Here is a 23,358-nt window from a genome sequence, read left to right on the forward strand (position 1 = left end):
GTTCCTGTGGCAAGCTGCGCCCTGAGCCTTGCCCCGTATTCGGGCTGCGGCTCAGAGTTCTCATTTTGGAAGCGTCGCTTTCGAACCGTCGCAGGCCATCGTTCGCTAGAACATCATCCCGAAAGGTGGCTGCCGGCTTTCGGAAAAAAGATGACGCAAAAACAAAAGCCGAGAGCATCGTCCTGGATCCGATATCCAGGACGATGCTCTCGGCGGCTTCAGCGGCCCGTCGTCAGCAGAATCTTGCCCGTGTGGTTGCTGGTCTCCATCAGTTCGTGCGCCTTGCGCGCCTCCTCCAGCGGGAAGGTGGCGTGAACGACGGGGCGGATCTTGCCAGCTTCGACCAGCGGCCAGACATCCCGCTTCAAGCCCTCGGCGATGGCGGCCTTCGCCTCCTTGGCCTGGGCCCGAAGGGTCGCGCCGGTGATGGTCAGACGCTTGAGCATGATCGGGGTCAGCGTCAGGTTCTCGGCCTTGAAGCCCTTCATGAAGGCGATCTGGACGAGACGCCCCTCCACCGCGAGCGAGGCGATGTTCTTCTGCAGGTAGGCCGCGCCGACCATGTCGAGGATGACATCGACCCCCTTGCCGTCGGTGAGACGTTTCACCTCCTCGGCGAAATCGGCCTCGTGGTAGTTGACGGCGGCATCCGCGCCCAGTTCCTCACAGAACCGGCACTTCTCGTCCGAGCCGGCGGTGGTGAGGACGCGGGCACCGTGCTGCTTGGCGATCTGGATCGCCGTGGTGCCGATGCCGCTCGACCCGCCATGGACGAGGAAGGTCTCGCCTTTCTGCAGCCGCCCGCGCTGGATCACCGTGGAATAGACGGTGAAAGTGGTCTCGGGCAGGCCGGCGGCCTCCACCAGCGAGAGCGGCCCGGGCTTCTTCAGCACCTGCCCGGCTTCGGCGACGGCGAACTCGGCGTAGCCGCCGCTGATGACGAGCGCACAGACCTCGTCGCCCACGGACAGACCCGTCACACCCTCGCCCAGCGCCGCGATGCGGCCGGCGACCTCGAGGCCGGGAATCTCGGTCGCCCCCTTCGGCGGCGGGTAACTGCCCTGGCGCTGCATGATGTCCGGCCGGTTGACCCCCGCCGCGACCACCTCGATCAGAACCTGCCCGGCCGCGGGCTCCGGCAGCGGCACGGTCTCGACCGCGATGACCTCCGGGCCACCCGCACCGGTGAAGCGGATCTGGCGCATGGTCTCGGGCAGGTTTTTTGTCATCAGACTTCCTCGGGGCTTCCTCGGGCTCACGCGGCGGGCTGGTCGCGCGTACGCTCGCGTCAGATGGCGCAGGGGACGGGGCGCGTCGAGGCGTGAACCGCCTCCGTCATCGCGAGCGAGCGCTAGATCGAAAACCGAAGCATCAGCGCGTGCCGTACATCCGGTCGCCGGCATCGCCGAGGCCCGGCACGATGTAACCGTGGTCGTTGAGGTGGCTGTCGATCGCCGCGGTCCAGACCGGCACGTCCGGATGCGCCGCCTGGAAGCGGGCGATCCCTTCGGGGGCGGCAAGCAGGCAGACGAAGCGGAGATCCTTCGCGCCCCGGCTCTTCAGCCGCTCCACCGCCGCGACCGCGGAGTTGGCGGTGGCGAGCATGGGGTCGAGCACCAGCACGGTGCGGTCGGCCAGATCCGACGGGCTCTTGAAGTAATACTCCACCGCCTGGAGCGTGTCGGGATCGCGGTAGAGTCCGACATGGGCGACGCGGGCCGAAGGCATCAGCGAGAGCATGCCGTCGAGGAAGCCGACGCCGGCGCGCAGGATCGGGGCGAGCACGAGCTTCTTGCCGGCGATCCGGCGCCCTTCCATGGGCTGAATCGGCGTCTGGATGGTGACCGGTTCAAGCGGCAGGTCGCGGGTCACCTCGTAGGCGAGCAGCATGCCGATCTCGTTGAGGAGTTCGCGGAACCCCTTGGTCGAGCGGTCACCGTCGCGCATCATCGTCAGCTTGTGCTGGACGAGGGGGTGATCGACCACCGTCACCCGCGCCGCGCCGCCGCTCTCCGCCTGCATCGATACCGTCCCTTTGCCTGTAGTGATCCGGCCGCACGATGCCACGGGGGGCGGAGGAAGCCGAGACGCGCGGGACGTTTTCCCGCTTGAGCGGATCAGTCGAGGATGGGGGGCGACTTCAGCACCAGCACCGCCCGCTCGGGCAGATCGACGGTGCCACCGGCCGGGACCGGCGGACGCGCTCCGTCGGGGACCGTGCCGGTGTCGAGGGTGGTGTCGAAGACCGGGCGCCAGGGACCGCCGAGATCCGGAGGCAGGGCGAAGGGGCAGGGCTCGGGCGCCGCGTTCATGAGGATGAGGACGCGCTCGGAACCCTCGATGTCGTTGCTCATCTGCATGCCGAAGGCGCGGCGCTCGCCGTCGGCCCAGGCGGCCGCGTCCATCTCGGTCCCATCGGGGGAGAGCCAGTGCACGTCCTTCAGGGCCGTTTCGCCGACACGGCTGCCGACGAGGAAGTGCCGCCGCCGCAAGGATCGGCAGACCCGGCGGAGCCCGGCGAGGTTTGCCACGAACTCGGTGAGCGTCGGGTCGGGATCGGTCTCCCAATCCATCCAGCTCAACGCGCCGTCCTGGCAATAGGCGTTGTTGTTGCCGCCTTGCGTGCGGGACCGCTCGTCGCCCATCAGCAGCATCGGCACGCCCTGCGCGAAGAACACGCAGGCCAGCATGTTGCGCTTCTGCCGGGCGCGGACGGCCAGGATGGCGGGGTCGTCCGTCTGGCCCTCGATCCCGTAGTTGGCCGAGAGGTTGTGGCCGTGGCCGTCGCGGTTCTCCTCGCCATTGGCCTCGTTGTGCTTCTCCTCGTAGGCCACCACGTCGGCGAGCGTGTAGCCGTCATGCGAGGCGACGAAGTTGATGCTGGCGAGCGGCGAGCGGCCGGAGGGCAGGAAGATCTCGCGCGAGCCGGAGAGCCCCTGGGTCAGCTTGGCCAGCGTGCCGGAATCCCCCCGCCAGAAGCCGCGAAGGTTGTCGCGGAACTGGTCGTTCCACTCGCTCCAGCCATAGGGATAGCCGCCGAGCTGGTAGCCGCCCCCGCCGATGTCCCACGGCTCGGCGATGAGCTTGACCCGCGAGAGGACGGGATCCTGCTGCACCGCCTGGAAGAACGCGGCCTGGGGAGAGAAGTCGCTCGGCGCGCGGCCGAGGCTCGTTGCGAGATCGAAGCGGAAACCCGCTACGCCATAGGCGGTCACCCAATGGCGAAGGGAGTCGAGCACCATCCGCATCACCCGCGGATGGGCGACGTTGAGGGTGTTGCCGCAGCCGGTGCAGTCGATGTTGCGGCGTGAATTCTCGGGATCGAGCTTGTAGTAGCTGGCGTTGTCGATGCCGCGGAAGGCGAGCGTCGGCCCGAGATGGTCGCCCTCCGCCGTGTGGTTGTAGACCACGTCGATCAGGGTCTCGATGCCTGCCGAGGCCAGCTCGCGGATGGCGAAGCGCAGCCCGCTCGCCCCGCCCTCGCCGAGGTAGCGCGGCTCGGGGGCGAAGTAGTTGTAGGGCTGGTAGCCCCAGAAATTGACGAGCCCCTTGTCGATCAGGAAGCGGTCGTCGGCGAAGGCCTGGATCGGCAGGAGTTCGAGGGCGGTGACGCCGAGCTTCAGCAGGTGCTCGATGATTGCCGGGTGGGCGAGGCCGAGATAGGTGCCGCGCTCGGCCTCCGAGAGAGCCGGATGCGTCTGGGTCAGCGCCTTGACGTGCGCCTCGTAGATCACCGTCTCGTGCAGCGGGCGCGGAGCGGGCAGGGCGATCGCGTCGGGCGTATCGGGGCGGGTGACCACGCCGCGCGGCACGAACGGGGCGCTGTCGCGCCGGTCCATCTGGTCCTCGCGGGCGCCGCCGTGGCGATGGCTGTAGAGCGCGTCGTGCCAGCGGATGCGGCCGGCGATCTCGCGGGCATAGGGGTCGAGGACGAGTTTGGCGGGGTTGAAGCGGTGTCCGGCCGCCGGGTCCCAGGGACCGAACACGCGGTAGGCGTATTGCTGCCCCGGCAGAAGGCCGTGGAGATAGCCGTGGAAGACGTCGTCGGTCCGGCTGGGTAGGCGAATCGTGCGCGATTCGTGACGGGCGCCGGGATCGAACAGGCAGAGATCGACCCGGGTCGCGTTCTGCGAGAAGAGGGCGAAGTTGCTGCCGCGGCCGTCGAAATGTGCGCCAAGCGGCGTCGGCAGGCCCTCCTCGATGACGATCATTCCGGTCTTTCGTAAAGCGGGCCCAAAAAGAAAAGGCCCCGCTTCGACTTAGGCCGATTCGTCGCCGAGGCGGAAGCCCCGCTACTCCGCCGCCGCCGCCGTCGTGCTCGGCGGCTCGCGCTCGACGGTGCGGAAGGTCTCCAGCTCCACCATGAAGCAGCGGGCCCACCAATCCACATCCTCGCGCAGCATGCGGTCCGCCATCGGCTTCCAGCGCTCCAGGCGCTCAGCCCGGGGCATGTAGAGCGCCTGCCGGATCGCCTCGGCGACCTCGAAGCGGTCGTAGGGGTTCACGAGCAGCGCCTCGGGCAACTGACGCGCCGCACCCGCAAACTTCGAGAGGACGAGGACGCCGGGATCCTCCTCGCTCTGGGCGACGACGTACTCCTTGGCCACCAAGTTCATGCCGTCGCGCATCGGCGTGACGAGGCCGACGCGGGCAGCGCGATAGAGACCGGCGAGCACGGGCCGCGGATAGGCCTTGGTGACGTACTGGATCGGCGTCCAGGCCGGCTCGCCGAGCATACCGTTGATGTCGCCGACCTTCTCGTTCACCTCGCGCGAGAGCTGCTCGTATTCCGGCACCTCACTGCGGGATTTCGGCGTGATCTGGATGTAGACGACGTTGCCGCGCTGGTCCGGATTCGAGGCGAAGAAGCGGTCCACCGCCTCCATGCGCTCGGGCACGCCCTTCGAGTAGTCGAGCCGATCGACGCCGATAAGCAGCTTGCGGGTGCGCAGGCCCGCCATGGTCTCGCGCACCACCTTGTTGGAGCCGGCCTTGTCGGCAGCCTCCTTGAAGCTGGCGACATCGATACCGATGGGGAAGGAGCGGATCCGCGTGCGCCGCCCGTCCACCATCATCGAGCCGCCGCCGAGCGGGATCGCCCGCATCGTGTCGATGAAGTTGCGCGAGAGATTCTGCACGTCCGCATCGGTCTGCAGGCCGATCAGATCGTAATCGGCCATGGCGCGCAGCAGCTCATTGCTGGCGGGCAGGGTGTTGAACACGTCGGCGGCGGGCCACGGGATGTGGTGAAAGTAGCCGATCGGGTTGGCGATGCCCTGGCCGCGCAACTCGCTCGCCAGCGGCAGAAGGTGATAATCGTGGACCCAGATCAGATCGTCGGGCTCGACGAGCTTGGCGAGCGCCTGGGCGAAGGTCTGGTTGACGCGCTGGTAGCCTGCATAATCCGAGCGGGAGAACGTCCCGAGCCCAATCCGGTAGTGCATGATCGGCCAGAGCGCCCGGTTGGCAAAGCCGGCGTAGTACTCGCGATGGTCTTGCGGCGAGAGATCGAGGACGGCGTACTGGATCGGCCCGCGGTCGATCAGTTCGGGCTCGGCGCTCGGGTTGTCGCGGATGTTGCCGCTCCAGCCGAACCACAGCCCCTCGTAGGAGGAGAAAGCTTCCTTGACCGCGACGGCGAGTCCCCCTGCGGAGACCGCATCCTTGCCCTCGGCGGGCACGGCGACACGGTTGGAGACGATGATCAGACGTGCCACGAACCCGGCTCCGGTCCTCGCTGGGGCCGGCACGCGGGGCGCGCCAGCCTAAGGGTCTTGCGTCTGGGAGAAAACGCGCGGAAGCCTGGCGCGATCCGTCGAGATGCAGCCAAACGCATCCCCGCCGGCAGGTCAAGCGGGCGGACCGACGATGTCACCGCTGTTCGACCCCGCATCCGCCCGACCGGCCCCCACGCTTTCCCGCGTTCCCCGCAGTGCAGCAGAGCCGCCGCCACCATGCAAGGGCCAAGCTGAACGGGTGATGACATCCGGGTCCGGACCAGCATCGGGCCGGGGAGCATGATCGTCGCGGGCATCGGCATCGGAGCGGCGGCGCTTCCTCGCTTGTTCTGACGTCCGTTCACAGCGGCCCTTCGTTCGGCGACCACGGCGCGGAAGGGTCTCGTGAAACGGAACTCCGCGAGGCAGCCAACGGTTCTCCGGCCACGTTCGTCGCAGATCGAAGCGCATCCGCGCCGATCCAGCGATCTTGACCCGCCATCTTGCCCGGAGACAACCCCATGACATCGTCCGCGTCCCCAGATCCCATCGGCGGTGCCAAGCCGGCCGAGACCAAGGCCGACCTGGAGGATCTGCGCCACGACGTGGAAGACACCGCGAATCTCGCGGCCGAGCGCGGCAAAGGGCTCGCCGCGGCCGCACGCCAGCAGGCGCTCTCCTACGTCGACGACCGCAAGGGCGAGGCGGCCCGCTCGGTCTCGGACCTCGCCAAGTCTCTGCGCGATTCCGGCAAGACCTTCGACGACCGTCCCAACATCCGCGCCTTCTTCGACAGCGCGGCGGAGGGGCTCGACGACCTCGCCGGCTCGATCGAGCGGCGCAGCCTCGACGACTTCTACCGTCAGGCGGAAACCTACGCCCGTCGCTCCCCGGTGACGGTGGCGGTCGGCGCGTTCGCGGCGGGCTTCCTGCTGTCGCGCTTCGTCAAGGCGTCGGGCAGCGCCGAGACGGATCCCCTCTACGACGACTACCGGGCCTGAAGGGACGCGCCATGGCAGGCCCCAATCCATCCCCTCCTCCCTCCTCGATCCAAGCCCTCGTCGCCGACGCCCTGCGCGAGGCAAGCGAGCTTGCCAGCAAGGAGATCGCACTCTTCCGCACGGAGATGACGAACAACGTCCGCTCCCTGTTCATCGGCCTCGCGATGATGGTGCTGGCCGCGGTGTTCGCGGTCACGGCGATGCTGGTGCTCATCGGCGCGCTGGTGAAGTTCGTCGCCACCCTCGTGGGGTCCGAGTGGCTCGCGGCCCTGCTGGTGGGCGGCGGCATGCTGCTCGTGGCGGTGGTGCTCGGCGTCATCGGCGCCCGGGCGATGTCGCTGTCCAACCTCGCGCCGACCCGGACCTCGCGGCAGGTCCGGCAGGATGCCCGCGCGCTGACGGAAAGGGTTTCGGGATGAGCGAATCGATCTCGGACCTCGAGAAGGACATCGAGCAGAGCCGCGCGCGGCTCGACGAGACCATCGACCGGATCCAGGGGCGCCTGAACGCGTCGAGCCTCGTCGACGAGATGCTCGGCTCGGCCCGGCAGACGCCCTACAGCGGCTTCTACGACGATGCCTTGCTGGCGGTGCGGCGCAACCCCCTGCCGGTTCTGCTGATCGCGGCCGGCGTCGGTCTCCTACTTAACGGCATGCGGACCGTCCGCCGTCCCTCTCCCTCGCGCGCCGTCGTGCCGGTGGACGCCAAGCCGGTCACCGTGACGGGGGCCGACCGCACCTACGACCCCGACGCCCCTGGCGGGCGCCCCCTCCATGATCTGCCGCCCGAGCGTCAGGTCTGACCCCTCATCTCAGGCCGCGCGCGGACGTTCCGCGCCGACGGCCGACCAGGAAACGGAGTCCATCATGAGCCAAGGCCCCACTCATCAAGGCCCGGTCACCACGCCGCCCTCTGGCGCGCCGGTGGAGACCCTGCCCGAAAACATCGCCGCCCGCTCCGGCATGCCGCGCGAGTCCGGCGTCGATCATAGCCTGCACGAGATCGCCGACCGGGCGACCACGCAGGGCCGCGACGCCAATGCCCGCCTCCAAGCCGGCCTTGAGGATACGACCGAACAGGCACGGGAAGGCGCGCGCAACCTGCGCGACCAGGCCGCGGACCGGGCTTCGGATCTGAAGAACCGCGTCAGCGAGGCCGCCGACTCCACCCGTGCCCAGGCCGGCGAAACGGTTCGCGCCGCCCGCGAGCGGGCGAGCGAGACCTACGAGGGTGCCCGCTCCTGGGCCGAAGACCGTTACGAGACGCAGCGCCAGCGCGCGGCCGACCTTGCGGATCGCGGCTATCGCCGCCTGAACGAGGGTCGCACCGCGACCGAGCACTTCGTTTCCGAGAACCCGCTCCTCGTCGGCGTGGTCGGCCTTGCTGCCGGCCTGCTGCTCGGCGCGCTCCTGCCGCGCACCCGCCAGGAAGACCGGGCGCTCGGCCCCTATGCCGACGACCTGCGCGACCAGGGCATCCGCTACGCCCGCGACCTCACCCATCGCGGCCGCGCCTTCGTCGAGACGGCGCTCGACCCCGAGAACATCGACGCCGCGGTCAAGCGCGCGAGCGCGGAAGGCGGCCCGCAGAGCGGTCAGCAGGGCGGGCCGGCAACGGGACAAGCGACCGGCTCTCAGCCCGGCTTCAACGAGACCGCACGGCCGGCGCACAGTCTGTAAGGGACATGCGCGGGTCTTCCCCTCTCCCCGCATGCGGGGAGAGGGGGTGTGCTCATACGGACCGACGGTTGAGGTGGAACTGTCTCACCCGAAATGCCGGGCCAGGGTCTCGCGGACCGCCACGATCATCCGCTCCACCGGCACCGAGATCTGCGCCGGGCGGGCGGCCTTCCACTCGGCGTTGCTGGCGATGGCTTCCGCCTTGCGGGCCCCCTCGATCAGGTCCTTGATCTGGACCTCGCCGGCCTCGCGCTCGTTCGAACCCTGGATCACCACCGCCGGGGCGCGGCGGCGGTCGGCGTATTTCATCTGCGCCTTCATCCCGGCCGCACCCAGGTAGAGTTCGGCCCGGATGTTTTCCGCACGCAGCTGCGCGACCAGCGCTTGATACTCGGCGATGTTCTCGCGATCGAGCACCAGCACCACGACCGGCCCGGGTTTCATCGCGCCCTCGACCAGCGGGCTCTTGGTCAGCCGCAGGGCCGAGAACAGCCGCGAGACGCCGATGGAGAAGCCGGTCGCCGGGACCGGCTCGCTGCGGAAGCGGCCGACGAGACCGTCATAGCGCCCGCCGCCCGCCACCGAACCGAAGCGGACGGTCTGGCCGTCCTCGTTGGTGACGGGGAAGGTCAGCTCCGCCTCGTAGACGGGGCCGGTGTAGTATTCGAGGCCGCGCACCACGGAGGGGTCGGCCCGCACCCGGTCGTGGCCGTAGCCCGCCGCCTCGCACAGCCGCATGATCGCGTGGAGTTCGGCGATGCCCTCGCGGCCGGTCTCGGAGGTGCCGACGACCTCCTGCCAGGAACCGAAGAACTTTTCCCAGAATGCCATCCGGTCGGCGCCCTCGTGCGGGCTCGCCTCGAAGCCGACATAGGCCAGGATGCGCTCGATCGCGTCGTCGCCCAGCCCGGCGCCCTTGGTGAAGTCGCCGCTCTCGTCCTTGCGGCCGGGGCCGAGCAGCAGGCGCACGCCGTCGGCGCCGAGGCGGTCGAGCTTGTCGATGGCGCGCAGCACGGTGAGGCGCTGGCCGGCCTTGTCCGGGCCGGCGAGGCCGATCGCCTCCATCACGCCGTCGAGCACCTTGCGGTTGTTGACCTTGACCACGTACTGGCCCGCGAGCCCGAGCCGCTCCAGCGTGTCAGCCATCAGCATGCAGGTCTCGGCATCCGCCGCGACGGAGCCCGCCCCGACGATGTCGGCATCGAACTGCATGAACTGGCGGAAGCGGCCCGGCCCCGGCTTCTCGTTGCGGAAGACGTAGCCCGCCCGGTAGCTGCGATACGGTTTGGGGATCGCGTCGAAGTTTTCCGCGACGTGGCGGGCGAGCGGCGCTGTGAGATCGTAGCGCAGCGAGAGCCACTGCTCGTCGTCGTCCTGGAACGAGAACACGCCCTCGTTCGGCCGGTCGAGATCCGGCAGGAACTTGCCGAGCGACTCGGTGTACTCGACGAAGGGGGTCTCCAGCGCCTCGAAGCCGTACAGCTCGAAGGTCTGCCGGATCGTGTCGAGCATCCGCCCCTGGGCCAAGATGTCGGCCTCGGTGCGGTCGGGGAAGCCACGCGGCAGGCGGGGTTTCAGGGTGTCGGCCTTGGCCATGTCGTCGCCGATCGGAGCGGTTCTTTGAAGGGAAGCCCGGCTCTATCGCAGGCGGCCGTGAGGCGGCAACCCGAGGGCATCTCAGAACAGGCGGCTGCCATCCGGCACCGGCTTGTCGGGGGCGAACAGCACGACGGCGCCGGCCGCGTCGGCAAAGCCGAGCGTCAGCACCTCCGACAGGAATTTTCCGATCTGTCGCGGCGGGAAATTCACCACCGCCGCGACCTGCCGGCCGACCAGGGCGTCGGGCGTGTAATGCTCGGTGATCTGCGCGCTGGAGCGCTTGGTCCCGATCACCGGCCCGAAATCGATGACGAGCTTGATCGCGGGTTTGCGCGCTTCGGGGAAAGGCTCGGCCGAGATGATCGTGCCCACGCGGATATCGACGGCGAGGAAGGCGTCGAACCCGATCTTTTCGGATTCCGGGGCGGTGGGATCGTGGCTGACGTGCATGGCCGGGCTTGACTTGGCGGGATGAGAGCAGAGCCTTCTACGAAAGCCGACCGCGTCCTCCAATCCGCATCTTCACACTGAGGTGCCGGAGCGAAGCGGAGACCTCGAACGATCTTCCAGAGATCACGCGGGATCGGGAGGATCCAGAGCATCGTTCTGGATCCGACATCCAGGGCGATGCTCGCGCGCGGGCACCCCAGGATGAGGGGGAGTGGATCGGGATCCTCCACCAAAACGAAAGTTAGAGCGTCAGGCGATAGGCCAGCAGCGCGGCGAGGCTGAGGACGGCCAGCGGGATCTGTGCCGGCCGCAGGCGCTCGAAGAACAGGGGCGCCTCGCCCCGGCGCGCGGCGATGGGATCGAGGATCGTGATCTCGGTGAAGCCGGCGATCAGCAGCCCGAGCGCGATGGCGGGCTTGCCCAGCGCAAAGGCGATGAGGGCGCCGTAGCCCAGCAGGAACAAGCTCAGCATCGTGGCGATCTGCGCCAGCGTCGCCCCGCCCTCGGTGCGGAAGCTGACGCCGCGACGCACGCCGGAGAGGAACAGCAGGATCGCGCACCCCCACAGGAGCGTCAGGGTGAAGACCGCCTCGGCCACCGGCCCGCGCAGGATCCAGACCAGCACCGCCCCGGCGACGAAGGGCAGCATCGGCCCGTAGCCGAATACGACGCTGAGCCAGGGCACCGCGCGGGGCTCGTGCGCATGGATCATCCGGCCGGTCTCGTCGCCCTGGGATCGGGCCGTCGGAATTTGAGCCATGCACGCCTCGCGGCCGAAGGAAAAGGCTTCGCCGACCGCTCGCTCTCCGGACGCGGCTATGCGGTGGGCGCTCCGTGGAGACGCCGAAACGCACGGTGAACCGCTGGGGAGTCGGCCTGTTCCGGCCGATCAGGCCGGCTTCTCCGAGGAGCGCGCGGCGTACCGGCGCTCCTCGCGCCGGGTGCGGCGGCGCTGGGAGCGGCTGTCCTCGGTGGTGGCGGCGAGCCACCAGACCAGGGCGAGCGCCCCGAGGCCCGCTGCGCCGAGCGCAAGGAAGGATCCGCTCCAGCCGAACCAGCCCTGGGCGAGACCGCCGTACCATGCCGAGAGCGCGCCGCCCGCGCCCTGCACAGCGTTGACCGTGCCGAGCGCCGTCTGGGTTCGGCCCGAACCCCAGGTGAGGTCGGCCACCACCACCGGCACCGCCACGCCGATGATGCCCGAGGCCACGCCGTCGAGGATCTCGGCGGTGATGAGCCAGTATGGGTCGTCGATGAAGGCCGAGAGCGCCGCCCGGATTGGCAGGACGAAGCAGGCGGCGATGAGGAGCTGGCGCCGGCCGCGCCGGTCGGCGAGCGATCCGGCGGCCAGCGCCACCGGCACCATCACGAGCTGGGCCACCATGACGTAGCGGGCGGTCCAGGCGGTGGGGTTGTCCGCCGTGTGGACGAGCTTCTGCCCCAGCAGGGTCAGCATGCCGCCATTGCCGAGCTGGAACAGGGCGAGCGCCACCGCGAGCACGAGCAGCCGCTTGTTGGTGAAGACGTCGAGGTAGGAGGAGCGGGCGGGCTCCGTCTCGTCCTCCTCCGTCCAGCCCGCCGCCCGGCGCCGGTTGAAGCTGCCGGCCGGCATCGCCCACGCGGCGGCGATGGCGGCGGCGGCCATGGCCCCCAAGACCCAGAAGGCGATCTCGGGCCCGAAATGGGCGGTGCCGAGGGTGATGAGCCCGGCCGCGATCAGGATGCCGACATGGTTGAAGGCCTGGTTGCGCCCCTGCTGGCGCGGGAACGCCTCCTTGCCGACGACGCCCAGCGTCAGCGCCGTGACCGCGAGCAGCAGCAGCGTGCCGCCCGCCGCAGCCAGAAACTGCGCTGCCAGCACTGGCACGAAGGAATGGGCCGGCATCAGCAGCAGCGTACCGGCGAGGATCGCGACGCAGGAGACCACGATGAGCAGGCGCGGGCGCCCGAGGCGATCGACCAGCGCGCCGAAGGGGCCGCTGAGCAACAGCGTGCCCACCCCCACCAGCGTGGTGACGAGCCCAACCTGCGACGGGCTCCACTGCCGCATCTGCGCAAGCCACGTGCCGAGGAACGGCCCGAGCCCGCCCTGGATGTCGCCGATGAAGACGTTGATCAGGGCAAGGTGGGTGGTGGGCGCCATGCTGTCCTTGGGGGCGGGCCGGGGGCGGCGGCCGTAGCGTACCGCCGCCCCCAGGGCAACGCTCGCCAGCGCCGCCGGGCTCGGACCCGGCGGCGCGATCCGGATGCCCGGATGCGCAGGCCCGGACTATGAGGCCCGGCTACCGTGGCGCGAGCCAGCGCTGGAAGCCGTCGGCGTAATCGTTGGCGGCCCGGTCGAACTGGTCATCGGCCCCGGCCGAGACCATGACGGCATCCACCAAAGCGACCGCGCCCTGGCCGGCGGGTCGGGTGCCGATCGCGCCCCGGTACGTCGTCAGCAGCGCGCCCGAGCGCGCGTCAACCACGGCGATGTCAGCCTGCACACTCGGATGGCCGCCGATGAGCACCCGCTGCGCGGCGGAGGGGATATCGACCCGGTTGATCGTGGCGACGAGCCGCACCGGCTGGGAGCCCTCAGGCCGGGCCGCGGTCACACGCTCCAGGGCGCGCTTGAGGCGGCTCGCGGCGAGATCGCGCAGATGGGTACGGGCGGCCGGCGTCGCGGTGAGAGCCGGATCGGTCTGCGAGAGGCCGCGGGCGCGCAGGTAATCGTCTTCGGCAGCGCTCCAACGGATCGCGGCCTCGGGCGGGACGCGAACCTCAAGGCTGGTAAAGCGCAGGTTGGCCGTCTCCTGCGGCGAGAGCGTATTGGGCGCAACGGTGGTGCAAGCGGACAGGCCGAGCGCCAGGAGAAGCGCGGCAAAGGTCGGACGGCGGAACATCGGGAAGGCTCGGGTCGGCAGCCAGAATCGGCTGCGACCAGCGCGCTAACACAGCTGTTGCGCGAGCCCTGCGGCCAGAGAGCCACAAGGCACTGCAAATCAAACAAATGATGCAAAGCAAAACCCCAGGGCCGTCAGCCCTGGGGTTTTGCTCAGAGAATTCGAGAGGAAGGTCTACGCAAAGCCTCGTCTCAAGAGGCGAGCGGCGCACCCGGCTGGCCGCCCTGGGCCTGCGCTTCCATCATCTTCTGCTGATAGAGGCCGACGAAATCGATCGGGTCGATGTAGAGCGGCGGGAAGCCGCCGTTGCGCACGGCCTCGGCGACGATCTGGCGCGCGAACGGGAACAGCAGGCGCGGGCACTCGATCATCACCGCCGGGTGGATCTGCTCCTGCGGGATGTTGCGCATGCGGAAGATGCCGGCGTACTTCAGCTCGAAGGCGAACAGCACCTCGTTCTGGATCTTGGCATCGCCCTCGAGCGTCAACTCGACTTCGAAGTCGGCCTCGGCGATCTGCTGGGCGTTGACGTTGACCTGGATGTTGATCTGGGGCCCGCCCTCCTGCGGCTGCAGGGAGCGCGGCGCGTTCGGGTTCTCGAAGGAGAGATCCTTGGCGTATTGCGCCAGCGCGTTGATCGCGGGCGCGAGATCCTGGCCCTGCGCGCCGTTGCCGTTCGGTGCCGCGGTATCGGCCATGGCGTCTCTCCTTCTTGCGTCGTCTTCGGCGCGCGCGTGTCCCGCGCTAAAGAGCGCCCCTTCGGCGCGGGCTGCGGCTACCATGCCCGTATCCGGCGAACAAGCCGAACCCATGCGACCGCCTCGGCCCGAACCAGGCTTCGAACCCCGGTTCCGCAGCATGCGCCGTGGCGCGCGTAAATGGGACGCGGCGGCTCGTCTGATTCGTTTCCCTGGAATACCTCGCAGGTCCGCCCATATCACGGTAAGGTCACGGACTTCGAACAGTCGGAGACATTCAGACCCAAGCGCCTACCAAGGTCTCCGTTCCCGGGTCGATCCCCACGCCGCCCTCGGCTAAGAGCCGGTCTCGCGAACCCTTCTCCGGCTCCGGTCGGGAACCTCGCGGAACCATCTTCCGGAGCGCGGCGGGCGGGATCAGGGGGCGGACCTTTCCCGTCCGGGCGGCCTTACGGGCGCCGGACTCACGTGTGCGACGGTCACGATTCGGATCGGTGATGCAGGATTCCTTCGACGCAACCACTCTGATTTTCCTGGCGCTGGCCGTCTTCGTGATCTGGCGGCTGCGCTCGGTCCTGGGCCAGAAGACCGGCACCGAGCGCTCGCCCTTCCGGCCGGTGGAGCGCAATCGCACCGAGCCGCCGGCCGGCCGCAGCGAAGGCGACAACGTCGTGCGCCTGCCCGGCGCCGACCGCAGCCCGGCAGGAGCGGCGGCCGTGCAGACCGCGACCCGCGATTGGCGCGGCATCGCCGAGCCGGGTTCGGCGGTCGCCCGCGGCCTCGAGCAGGTGGTGCAGCTCGAGCCGACCTTCGAGCCCCGTGCCTTCCTCGAAGGGGCCAAGGGCGCCTACGAAACCATCGTCACCGCCTTCGCCAAGGGAGACCGCAAGACTTTGCGCACGCTCCTCTCGCGGGAGGTCTGCGAGGGCTTCGAGCGGGCGATCTCCGAGCGCGAGAAGCGCAACGAGACCGCGGAAACCACTTTCATCTCCATCGACAAGGCGGAGATCGCCGCCGTCGAGGTGAAGAACCGTGCGGCCCAGATCACCGTGCGCTTCCTCTCGAACCTCATCACCGCCACCCGCGATGCGGACGGCAAGGTGATCGACGGCAATGCCGAGACCGGCGTCGAGGTGCCCGACGTGTGGACCTTCGCCCGCACGCTCGGCTCGCGCGACCCGAACTGGCAACTCGTCGCCACCGACGCGGGCGGCTGATCGTTTCGCCTCATGCCGTGTTTGCGCGTTTCCCTTCCGGCCGCAGCGGTCCTCGCCGCTGCGGCCGTTTCCATTCCCGCCGTACCCTCACGCGCGGATGGGCCTCCGCGCGTGCCGGGCGCCGTGCTGGAGCCGGTCCCCCTCGCAGCCCTGCCCGGCTGGCGCGAGGATGACGGGGCGGCCTCTCTCGACGCCTTCCGCCGCACCTGCGCCGGGCCCGGCCCCAACCCGCCCCAGATCGGGGGCGTGACGGGCTCGCCCGCCGACCTCGCGGCGGCCTGCGCCGCCGCAGCCGAGGTGAAGCCGAGCGAAGCCAAAACATTCTTCGAGGCGCGGTTCTCCGCCTACCGCATCGTCCGCCCGGCCTCCGGAACGGAACCGGAGCGCCGGGTCGGCTTCCTCACCGGCTATTTCGAGCCGGAACTCACCGGGTCGCTCGAGCCCGGCCCCGGCTACACCGCCCCCGTGCTGGCCCGACCGGACGACCTCGTCAGCCTCGCCCCCGGCGAGACGGTGCCGGGGCTCGATCCGATCTACCGCGCAGGCCGGCGCACCGAGACCGGGCTCGTCCCCTATCCCGACCGTGCGGCGATCGAGGACGGGGCACTCGGCGAGCGCACCCGGCCGCTGCTGTGGCTGCGCGACGCCGTGGACCTCTTCGTGCTGCAGGTGCAGGGGTCCGGGCGGGTGCGCCTGCCCGACGGACGCGGGATGCGGGTGCTCTACGACGGCAAGAACGGCCAGCCCTACACCTCGATCGGCAAGCTGCTCGTCAACGAGGGCCACCTGCCGATCAACGGGCTGAGCCTGGAGCGCTGGACGGCGTGGCTGCGGGCCAACCCCGACCATGCCCGCCGGCTGATGCGGATGAACGCGTCCTACATCTTCTTCCGGACCGAGCCGGTGACCGACCCCGCCCTCGGGCCACCCGGCGCCGCGGGCGTGCCGCTGAGTCCGGGGCGCAGCATGGCCGTCGACGGGAACCTGTGGCGCTACGGCCTGCCGTTCTGGCTGGAAGGCAAGCTGCCGGGCCAGCCCGGCCGCGGGCATCTGGTCGTCGCCGCCGATACCGGCTCGGCCATCGTCGGCCCGGCGCGCGGCGACCTCTATGTCGGCACTGGCGCCGCCGCCGGACGGGCGGCGGGCGACCTGCACGACCGGATGGGCTTCGTGGTGCTGATCCCGAAACCCGCCCCGGATAGCGCTGGGAAGGACGCGGCCGCACCGGAGGCCGCCGCCGGAGCGGCGCGGCCGTGAGCGTGCGACCGCCGCGGCGCTCGCGCCTGCTCTCGCGTGAGGAGGCGCATCTCTGGGGCGAGATCGCCAAGCTGATCACGCCCCTGCGGAGCCGCGCCAAGCCGAAAAAACCCGCTCAGAAGGGGCCCGAGGCCGGCGCCGAACAGCCCGCGCCGCCGATCACCAGGTCTGCGGCAAAAGTCGCCAAGCCGGCTCCGAAGCCGGCCGCCAAGCCTATCTGGAAATCCGCCTCCCCTCCCCCGGCGCCCCCCGCCAAGCCTGTCCCACTCAAGCCTGCTGCCGCACTCTCTGTGTCGCGGGCCGCGTCGAAGCCGCTCAAGCTTGGCGACCTCGCTCCCGAGATCGCCCGGGCCAGCGCCGCACCCGCTTCGCCACCGCCGCCTCCGTCCCCAGGGGCGCCGGGCCTGGAGCGGCGGGAGCGGCGTGGGCTGGAGCGGGGCACGCTGACGATCGAGGCGCGCATCGATCTGCACGGCCTGTATCAGGCGGAGGCGCATGCGGCCCTGGTCGGCTTTCTTCTGCGCTCCCGCGCGGCGGGGCATGCCCGCGTGCTCGTCGTGACCGGCAAGGGCGGCGAGGATTTCGGCGGCCGCGACCGCGGCGGTTTCTCCGAGCGCGGCGTGCTCCGCCGCAGCGTCCCGCACTGGCTGCGGGGCCCGGAATTGCGCGGCCTCGTGATCGGTTTCGAGGAGGCGGCGCGCCATCACGGCGGAGGCGGCGCCCTCTACGTGAGGCTGCGGCGGCGATAGGCCGGCTCGCCAAACCCTAAGATGAAATCGGCGGGCGGGGTCTTGAGCCGGGTGGCGAAACGCGCTACTGAGCCATGCTCTCCCATTGCAGCCGTGTCGCATTCCGAGGTCTTTCTGGCCCAGCGGAACCGATGCGCGGGCCGAGCCGCGCGCCCGCGACGGCTATGGACCCTGGGGCGCTTCCCCGGCGCCCGGCTCTGCTCCCGAACCGGCCGACCACTCCCCGCCCTTCGTTGGTTGCATCTCCCCACATGACGTCACAGAACGACGCTCTCTCCCCTGTCGAAGCTCCGGCCGAAGCCGTCGTCGCGCCGGCCGATCTCGTCGCCCGGCGGGAGGTGAAGCTTCAGGACCTCAAGTCCAAAACGCCGACCGAGCTCACGGCCTTCGCGGAGGAGCTCGATGTCGAGAACGCCTCGACGATGCGCAAGCAAGAGCTGATGTTTGCGATCCTCAAGCAGCTCGCGGCCAACGAGACCGAGATCATCGGCGCCGGCACGGTCGAGGTGCTTCAGGACGGGTTCGGTTTCCTGCGCTCGCACGATTCGAACTACCTGCCGGGTCCGGACGACATCTACATCTCGCCGACCCAGATCCGCCGCTTCGGCCTGCGCACCGGCGACACCGTCGAGGGCCCGATCCGCGGCCCCAAGGACGGCGAGCGCTATTTCGCGCTGCTCAAGGTCAACACGATCAACTTCGAGAACCCGGAGAAGATCAAGCACAAGGTCCACTTCGACAACCTGACGCCGCTGTTCCCGACGCAGCGCTTCAAGCTCGAACTCGACAACCCGCCCAAGAAGGACTTCAGCCCGCGGATCATCGACATCGTCTCGCCGATCGGCAAGGGCCAGCGCGCGCTGATCGTCGCGCCGCCGCGCACCGGCAAGACCGTGCTGATGCAGAACATCGCGCAGTCGATCACGATCAACCACCCGGAATGCTACCTCATCGTGCTGCTCATCGACGAGCGCCCGGAAGAGGTGACCGACATGATCCGCTCGGTGAAGGGCGAGGTCATCGCCTCGACCTTCGACGAGCCGGCGACCCGCCACGTGCAGGTCGCCGAGATGGTGATCGAGAAGGCCAAGCGCTTGGTCGAGCACGGCCGCGACGTGGTGATCCTCCTCGATTCCATCACCCGCCTCGGCCGGGCCTACAACACGGTGGTCCCGTCGTCGGGCAAGGTGCTGACCGGCGGCGTCGATGCCAACGCCTTGCAGCGGCCCAAGCGCTTCTTCGGTGCGGCCCGCAACATCGAGGAGGGCGGCTCGCTCTCCATCATCGCGACCGCGCTGATCGACACCGGCTCGCGCATGGACGAGGTGATCTTCGAGGAGTTCAAGGGCACCGGCAATTCCGAGATCATTCTCGACCGCAAGGTCTCGGACAAGCGCATCTTCCCGGCCATCGACATCACCCGCTCCGGCACCCGTAAGGAAGAGCTGCTGGTGCCGCCCGATTCGCTCAAGAAGACCTATGTGCTCCGCCGCATCCTCAACCCGATGGGCGTCACCGACGCGATCGAGTTCCTCATGGACAAGCTGCGCCAGACCAAGAGCAACAGCGACTTCTTCGACTCGATGAACACATAAGGCGAGACACCTCGCCGAGGCTTTTGCCAAGGGGGCCCGCCGACACGATCGGCCGGCCCCCTTTTTTATGTCAGAGCCTATCGCGCAATGGGATCGCTCGGGCACGAAGCAGCCGGAACGGAAGAAGGGCCGTCATCGATCCGGCCCGGCCACAGGTCGGCGAAGTGACGATCCTGCCGGAGACGATGCGCTCGGCATGCGAAATTGTGCAGTCATTACAAAATCTTCGATCCATCGAACCTTCGCTTGCGTTTGACGTTGGCCCGCCGTCACCGCCTTCTCGGGCGGTCCTGTTCGGAGACGGCGCATGGCAACCCGCAACGTATCGGATCTCGTGGTCGAGACGCTCCAGCAGGCGGGCGTGCGCCGCGTCTACGGCCTCGTCGGCGACAGCCTGAACGGGATCACCGAGGCGATCCGCGCCCGCGGCGTCATTGATTGGGTCCATGTCCGCCACGAGGAGGTCGCCGCCTTCGCCGCCGCCGGCGAGGCGCAGATCACGGGCGAACTGGCGGTCTGTGCCGGCTCTTGCGGACCGGGCAACCTCCACCTCATCAACGGCCTGTTCGACGCTCACCGCACGCGCACCCCGGTCCTGGCGATCGCCGCGCATATCCCGTCGAGCGAGATCGGCCTCAACTACTTCCAGGCGACGCGGCCCGAGGAGTTGTTCCGCGATTGCAGCCATTTCTGCGAGACGGTCTCCGACCCGGCACAGCTGCCCAACGTCCTTGAGGCGGCGATCCGCTCGGCGGTCGGCCAACGCGGCGTCGCCGTGGTGGTCATCCCCGGCACCGTCGCCCTGAAGGAGGCGCCCAAGCGCGCTCTATCCGCGCCCGCAACGCTGCGCCCCCGCGCGCCGGTCACCGTACCGCCCGCGGATGAACTCGACCGCTTGGCGGATCTCCTCAACGGGTCCAAGAAGATCACGCTTCTGTGCGGGCGCGGCTGCGCCGGGGCGCACGCCCCGCTGATGCGGCTGGCCGAGCGTCTCAAGAGCCCGATCGTCCACGCGCTCGGCGGCAAGGAGCATGTCGAGCACGACAATCCCTACGATGTCGGCATGACCGGTCTGATCGGGTTCAGTTCGGGCTACGCGGCGATGGAAGCCTGCGAGACCCTGCTGATGCTCGGCACCGACTTCCCCTACCGCCAGTTCTACCCTGAGCACGCCAAGATCGCGCAGGTCGATCTGCGTCCGGAGAATCTCGGCAAGCGCTGCCGGCTCGAACTCGGTCTCGTCGGCGATGTCGCCGCCACCATCGAGGCGCTGCTGCCGCGGCTGAACGGCAACGACAGCGGGCGCCATCTGGAGACCAGTCTCAAGCACTACGCCAAGGCGCGCGAAGACCTCGACGACCTCGCCACCGGCAAACCGGGGCGCAAGCCGATCCACCCGCAATACCTCACCCGGCTCCTCAGCGAGGCGGCGACCGACAACGCGGTGTTCACGGCCGATGTCGGCACGCCGACCGTCTGGGCCGCGCGCTACCTCGCCATGACGGCGGGACGGCGCCTGATCGGCTCCTGGGCGCACGGCTCGATGGCGAACGCCCTGCCGCACGCCATCGGCATCCAGGCGGCGAGCCCCGGCCGGCAGGTGATCTCGCTGTCGGGAGACGGCGGTTTCACCATGCTGATGGGCGACGTCCTCACGCTGACGCAGGAGCGGCTGCCGGTGAAGGTCGTGATCTACAACAACGGCACCCTCGGCTTCGTCGAACTGGAGATGAAGGCCGCAGGCTATCTCGAGACCGGCGTTACGCTCGAAAACCCGGATTTCGCCGCCATGGCCCGTGCCATCGGCATCCACGCCCGCCGGGTCGAGGATCCGGGCGATCTGGAAGGCGCCATTCAGGACGTGCTGTCCCATCCCGGTCCGGCTCTGCTCGACGTGGTGACGAACCGCCAGGAACTGGCGATGCCGCCCAAGCTCCAGGCCGAGCAGGTGAAGGGGTTCAGCCTCTACGCACTCCAGGCGGTGATGAACGGGCGCGGCGACGCAATCCTCGATCTGGCCAAGACCAACCTGTTGCGCTGAACCGATCCGCCTCGGCGCGGTCCTCTCGGGAGGTCCGCGCCGGCTGAGAAAAGTCTCTCGCCGAGTATCTCGACAACACCGTTCCGGGTCACGGCTCGCTCTTCTCGAACTTCGCCGATCCGCGCTTCCAGAAGACGAACCTGTTCTCGGGCGATCCCGCCTTCCAGGATCTCACCACCTGGCAGTACCGCATCGGCTACGCCTTCGAGCACCGCTTCGGTCCGGATGTCGTGTTCCGGCAGAACTCCCGCAATTACAACGTCCTCGGCTTCCTGAGAGACACCCAGACCGGCACGATCAACCCAGATCTCCAGACCGCCGGCCGCTTCAACGGCCGCATCACCAATGCCCTCGACACGCTCTCGCTCGACAACCCGCTTGAAACCCGCTTCGCCACGGGCCCGGTCGCCCACGTCCTGATCGCCAGCCCGACCAACGAGGTGCCCGGCAGCTTCCGCCGCTCAACCGTCACCTTGCTCGATGCGGTCGCGGCCTCCGACTTCGTCAAGGCCGATCCCCGGCTGAAGCGCCTGCGACTTCAGGTCAACGTGAACAACGCGTTCGACCGCCGCTATTTCACTTGCCAGGCGGGGCTCTGCTACCGCGGCCAGCCCCGGCAGTTCTTCGCGAGCCTGATCTACCGCTGGTGAGGCGGATCCCGCCCTGACCCTCATCGTCCAGACATCCCTCGACGGCGCCCTGAGCGGGGCCTTCGCCCCCTTTGCCGGTCGGCTGCGACGCGATCCTGACCCTCGGGCCTGTGCGCTGTCGGAGCTCGCGCGCAGCGGTGCGATCGACGACGGGGTCGCCCGCTTCGCGGATGTCCAGTCCGGGGGCGAGCGCAGGGCGGTAGCCTCGCTGTGGAGCGCCTACCTCTTCGCGGCGCTGGTCGCGCCAACGCTGGCAGCGGGCGCGCGGCTCGGCGTGGTGCTCCCCCTCGACGCGGTTTGTCTCGCGCCGGAGACCGGGCTGCCGGCGACGGTCCATCTCGCACCGGAACGGGCGCTGCCCGCCTCGCTTCCCGTTCAAGTCGATCGGCTGCTCGCCGAGTGCCTCGCACCCGTGATCCAGGCGCTGCGAGTCGAGACGGGGCTCTCGACGCGGCTGCTGTGGGAGAATGCCGGGGGGCATCTGTTCTGGACGCTCAAGACGATCGCGCGGGAGGATCCGGAGCGGACCGGCGAGGTGACCGAGGCGCTACAATCCCTGCGCTGGCCGCGCGAAGCCTGCGGGGCGCTCACCCTGATGCGCGCCGATGCGCTGGCGGGCTTTGAGGCGCCACGCCGCCGGCTCTGCTGCCTGCGGCACGGCCTGCCCGGCTTCTCGAAATGTGAGGGGGTCTGCCCCCTGCTCAGGCAGCGCGGGGAAAGCCGCTTATCCGGTTCTCCCCCCTCATCGTGAGGCGCTGGAGCGGAGGCCTCCTTCGCGGCCGCTCCGCGGCACCTCAGGATCAGGTGAAGTTTCGAAGAGCGACCTCCGCGCTCAGCCGCGCCCGGCTTCCGCGCCGAGGCCACGCTGCGCCTTCGAGCGCAGGCGCTTATTCTGAAAGATCAGTGTGACGGTGCCGCCGCTGCCGCGGTCCGACCAGAGATAGGTCTCGAAGGTACCGAGCCCGGGTATGGTCGCGGTGGCGTCGAGGGTGCCGCGGCAACCCAGTAGGCCCTCGGCCTCGGCCAGACGCATCTCGGCCTGGAGCAGATCGAAGGTGCCGAGGCTGACCGGGCACTGGGTCCGCTCCGTCGGCGGCCGGTGCGCGGCGACCGACGCCGTGGCGAGGCGGGGCGGCTCGCCCGCCGCGTCGGCGGCCGAGGGCTGCGCCTGCCAGGCTCGAACGGGCGGCGCATCATGCCGCGCATCGGGGGAAGCGGCAGGCATCGGGGCAAGCGCGCGTGGCACTTCCGCCTGCGCTACGCCGCTCCGTAGGGCGGGGGTGAAGGCCGAGCCCTGCCGAAGCCGAGAGGTCCCGCTCGAAGCCCCCCCGCCCCCATGCGGTGCCCATTCCTCCATCGCCTCGCCGGGCGCGCGGGTATGTCCAACGACGATGGCGCGGCGCAGGGCCGTCTCCAGGCCGCGCAGGTCGCGGGCGAGGCGCTCGCTCATTCCGGTGCGGGCCGACCCCGACTGGGTCTCGCAGGCCGCGAAGGTGGAAACGGCGTCGCGAATCTCATCCTCGGTCCACTGTCCGGCCGGCTTGCCGAAAAGGTCGGCCTCACCCTGCGGCACGGCATGGGCCGTGGCCGCGCCGAGCCGGCCGAGCCTCTCCTCCGCGAGGACGCGGTGCATGCCGCAGCCGCCGGCCGCCGCGAGGGCCGCGCGAAACGGCGAGGGCGCCGCCGCAACGGAGGATCCGCACGCGGCTGCGAGCAGGGCCGGTGCGAGGAGGAAGCGCATGAGGGCGGTCGCCTGGGTTCAGGTCATGCTGCCGAAATGAGCGTTTCGGCGTGAACGGATCCTTACCCCACGGGCCGGG

The 23,358-nt window shown here is 69.4% G+C and carries 22 protein-coding genes; 11 read left to right on the forward strand and 11 right to left on the reverse strand.

Features of this window, described 5'->3' with window-relative positions:
* Positions 1 to 218: 218 nt before the first annotated feature.
* From MKK50_RS19320 to MKK50_RS19335, 4 genes are all read right to left on the reverse strand, one after another.
* Entirely contained in the window at positions 219 to 1,229 is a 1,011-nt protein-coding gene (locus MKK50_RS19320; RefSeq protein ID WP_499024688.1) for an NAD(P)H-quinone oxidoreductase, read from the reverse strand.
* Between the two features lie 142 nt (positions 1,230 to 1,371).
* Positions 1,372 to 2,022: a uracil phosphoribosyltransferase gene (gene upp, locus MKK50_RS19325; protein WP_253373345.1), complete on the reverse strand. Its 651-nt coding sequence runs from the start codon at positions 2,020 to 2,022 to the stop codon at positions 1,372 to 1,374.
* 95 nt (positions 2,023 to 2,117) lie between these two features.
* Complete coding sequence (glgX, locus tag MKK50_RS19330) at positions 2,118 to 4,211, reverse strand: glycogen debranching protein GlgX (RefSeq protein WP_499024691.1); 2,094 nt, start codon at positions 4,209 to 4,211, stop codon at positions 2,118 to 2,120.
* Between the two features lie 81 nt (positions 4,212 to 4,292).
* The gene (locus MKK50_RS19335) at positions 4,293 to 5,717 is read right to left on the reverse strand and encodes an alpha,alpha-trehalose-phosphate synthase (UDP-forming) (protein ID WP_253373347.1); all 1,425 of its coding nucleotides are present in this window, start codon (positions 5,715 to 5,717) and stop codon (positions 4,293 to 4,295) included.
* A 521-nt stretch (positions 5,718 to 6,238) separates the two neighbouring features.
* On the opposite strand from MKK50_RS19335, the gene MKK50_RS19340 reads away from it, so the two are divergent.
* The 4 genes from MKK50_RS19340 (at position 6,239) to MKK50_RS19355 (ending at position 8,397) form a co-directional block, all read left to right on the forward strand.
* On the forward strand, positions 6,239 to 6,718 hold the full coding sequence (locus MKK50_RS19340) for a hypothetical protein (RefSeq protein ID WP_499024692.1): 480 nt from the start codon (positions 6,239 to 6,241) through the stop codon (positions 6,716 to 6,718).
* 11 nt (positions 6,719 to 6,729) lie between these two features.
* Entirely contained in the window at positions 6,730 to 7,137 is a 408-nt protein-coding gene (locus MKK50_RS19345; protein WP_253373349.1) for a phage holin family protein, read from the forward strand.
* Positions 7,134 to 7,520 (forward strand): DUF3618 domain-containing protein, encoded by a 387-nt coding sequence (locus MKK50_RS19350; protein ID WP_499024695.1) that lies wholly within the window; start codon positions 7,134 to 7,136, stop codon positions 7,518 to 7,520. The genes MKK50_RS19345 and MKK50_RS19350 overlap by 4 nt, the downstream gene beginning before the upstream one ends.
* Positions 7,521 to 7,584: 64 nt before the next feature.
* The gene (locus MKK50_RS19355; protein WP_499024697.1) at positions 7,585 to 8,397 is read left to right on the forward strand and encodes a hypothetical protein; all 813 of its coding nucleotides are present in this window, start codon (positions 7,585 to 7,587) and stop codon (positions 8,395 to 8,397) included.
* An 84-nt stretch (positions 8,398 to 8,481) separates the two neighbouring features.
* Here the strand turns inward: MKK50_RS19355 and hisS are convergent, their stop codons facing one another.
* The 6 genes from hisS to secB all read right to left on the reverse strand — a co-directional run bounded on the left by hisS (position 8,482) and on the right by secB (position 14,029).
* A complete protein-coding gene (gene hisS / locus MKK50_RS19360; protein WP_499024699.1) occupies positions 8,482 to 9,993 on the reverse strand; it encodes a histidine--tRNA ligase in 1,512 nt (503 codons plus the stop codon).
* 81 nt (positions 9,994 to 10,074) lie between these two features.
* Positions 10,075 to 10,446 (reverse strand): tRNA-binding protein, encoded by a 372-nt coding sequence (locus tag MKK50_RS19365; RefSeq protein WP_499024700.1) that lies wholly within the window; start codon positions 10,444 to 10,446, stop codon positions 10,075 to 10,077.
* A 241-nt stretch (positions 10,447 to 10,687) separates the two neighbouring features.
* Positions 10,688 to 11,206, reverse strand: coding sequence for a DUF3429 domain-containing protein (locus MKK50_RS19370; protein WP_499024702.1), 519 nt, complete (start codon positions 11,204 to 11,206; stop codon positions 10,688 to 10,690).
* Positions 11,207 to 11,335: 129 nt separating this feature from the next.
* Complete coding sequence (locus MKK50_RS19375; RefSeq protein ID WP_499024703.1) at positions 11,336 to 12,589, reverse strand: MFS transporter; 1,254 nt, start codon at positions 12,587 to 12,589, stop codon at positions 11,336 to 11,338.
* Between the two features lie 139 nt (positions 12,590 to 12,728).
* Positions 12,729 to 13,331: a hypothetical protein gene (locus MKK50_RS19380; protein ID WP_499024705.1), complete on the reverse strand. Its 603-nt coding sequence runs from the start codon at positions 13,329 to 13,331 to the stop codon at positions 12,729 to 12,731.
* 191 nt (positions 13,332 to 13,522) lie between these two features.
* Positions 13,523 to 14,029, reverse strand: coding sequence for a protein-export chaperone SecB (secB, locus tag MKK50_RS19385; RefSeq protein WP_003601188.1), 507 nt, complete (start codon positions 14,027 to 14,029; stop codon positions 13,523 to 13,525).
* A gap of 497 nt (positions 14,030 to 14,526) precedes the next feature.
* On the opposite strand from secB, the gene MKK50_RS19390 reads away from it, so the two are divergent.
* The 7 genes from MKK50_RS19390 (at position 14,527) to fhuF (ending at position 22,289) form a co-directional block, all read left to right on the forward strand.
* Positions 14,527 to 15,246, forward strand: a complete 720-nt coding sequence (locus tag MKK50_RS19390; protein WP_253373356.1) for a Tim44/TimA family putative adaptor protein — start codon at positions 14,527 to 14,529, stop codon at positions 15,244 to 15,246.
* A gap of 12 nt (positions 15,247 to 15,258) precedes the next feature.
* Complete coding sequence (mltA, locus tag MKK50_RS19395) at positions 15,259 to 16,503, forward strand: murein transglycosylase A (protein ID WP_499024706.1); 1,245 nt, start codon at positions 15,259 to 15,261, stop codon at positions 16,501 to 16,503.
* Complete coding sequence (locus MKK50_RS19400; protein WP_499024708.1) at positions 16,500 to 17,252, forward strand: Smr/MutS family protein; 753 nt, start codon at positions 16,500 to 16,502, stop codon at positions 17,250 to 17,252. The genes mltA and MKK50_RS19400 overlap by 4 nt, the downstream gene beginning before the upstream one ends.
* Positions 17,253 to 17,503: 251 nt before the next feature.
* Positions 17,504 to 18,847, forward strand: coding sequence for a transcription termination factor Rho (gene rho / locus MKK50_RS19405; protein ID WP_253373359.1), 1,344 nt, complete (start codon positions 17,504 to 17,506; stop codon positions 18,845 to 18,847).
* Positions 18,848 to 19,154: 307 nt separating this feature from the next.
* Positions 19,155 to 20,888, forward strand: coding sequence for a ubiquinone-dependent pyruvate dehydrogenase (gene poxB / locus MKK50_RS19410; RefSeq protein ID WP_499024710.1), 1,734 nt, complete (start codon positions 19,155 to 19,157; stop codon positions 20,886 to 20,888).
* 230 nt (positions 20,889 to 21,118) lie between these two features.
* The gene (locus tag MKK50_RS19415; RefSeq protein ID WP_499024712.1) at positions 21,119 to 21,538 is read left to right on the forward strand and encodes a hypothetical protein; all 420 of its coding nucleotides are present in this window, start codon (positions 21,119 to 21,121) and stop codon (positions 21,536 to 21,538) included.
* 142 nt (positions 21,539 to 21,680) lie between these two features.
* Positions 21,681 to 22,289, forward strand: coding sequence for a siderophore-iron reductase FhuF (gene fhuF / locus MKK50_RS19420; RefSeq protein ID WP_499025125.1), 609 nt, complete (start codon positions 21,681 to 21,683; stop codon positions 22,287 to 22,289).
* Between the two features lie 81 nt (positions 22,290 to 22,370).
* Here the strand turns inward: fhuF and MKK50_RS19425 are convergent, their stop codons facing one another.
* Entirely contained in the window at positions 22,371 to 23,279 is a 909-nt protein-coding gene (locus MKK50_RS19425; RefSeq protein ID WP_499024713.1) for a hypothetical protein, read from the reverse strand.
* Positions 23,280 to 23,358: the final 79 nt, after the last annotated feature.

Source organism: Methylobacterium sp. J-043 (assembly GCF_022829505.1).
GTDB classification, from domain to species: Bacteria; Pseudomonadota; Alphaproteobacteria; order Rhizobiales; family Beijerinckiaceae; genus Methylobacterium; species Methylobacterium extorquens_A.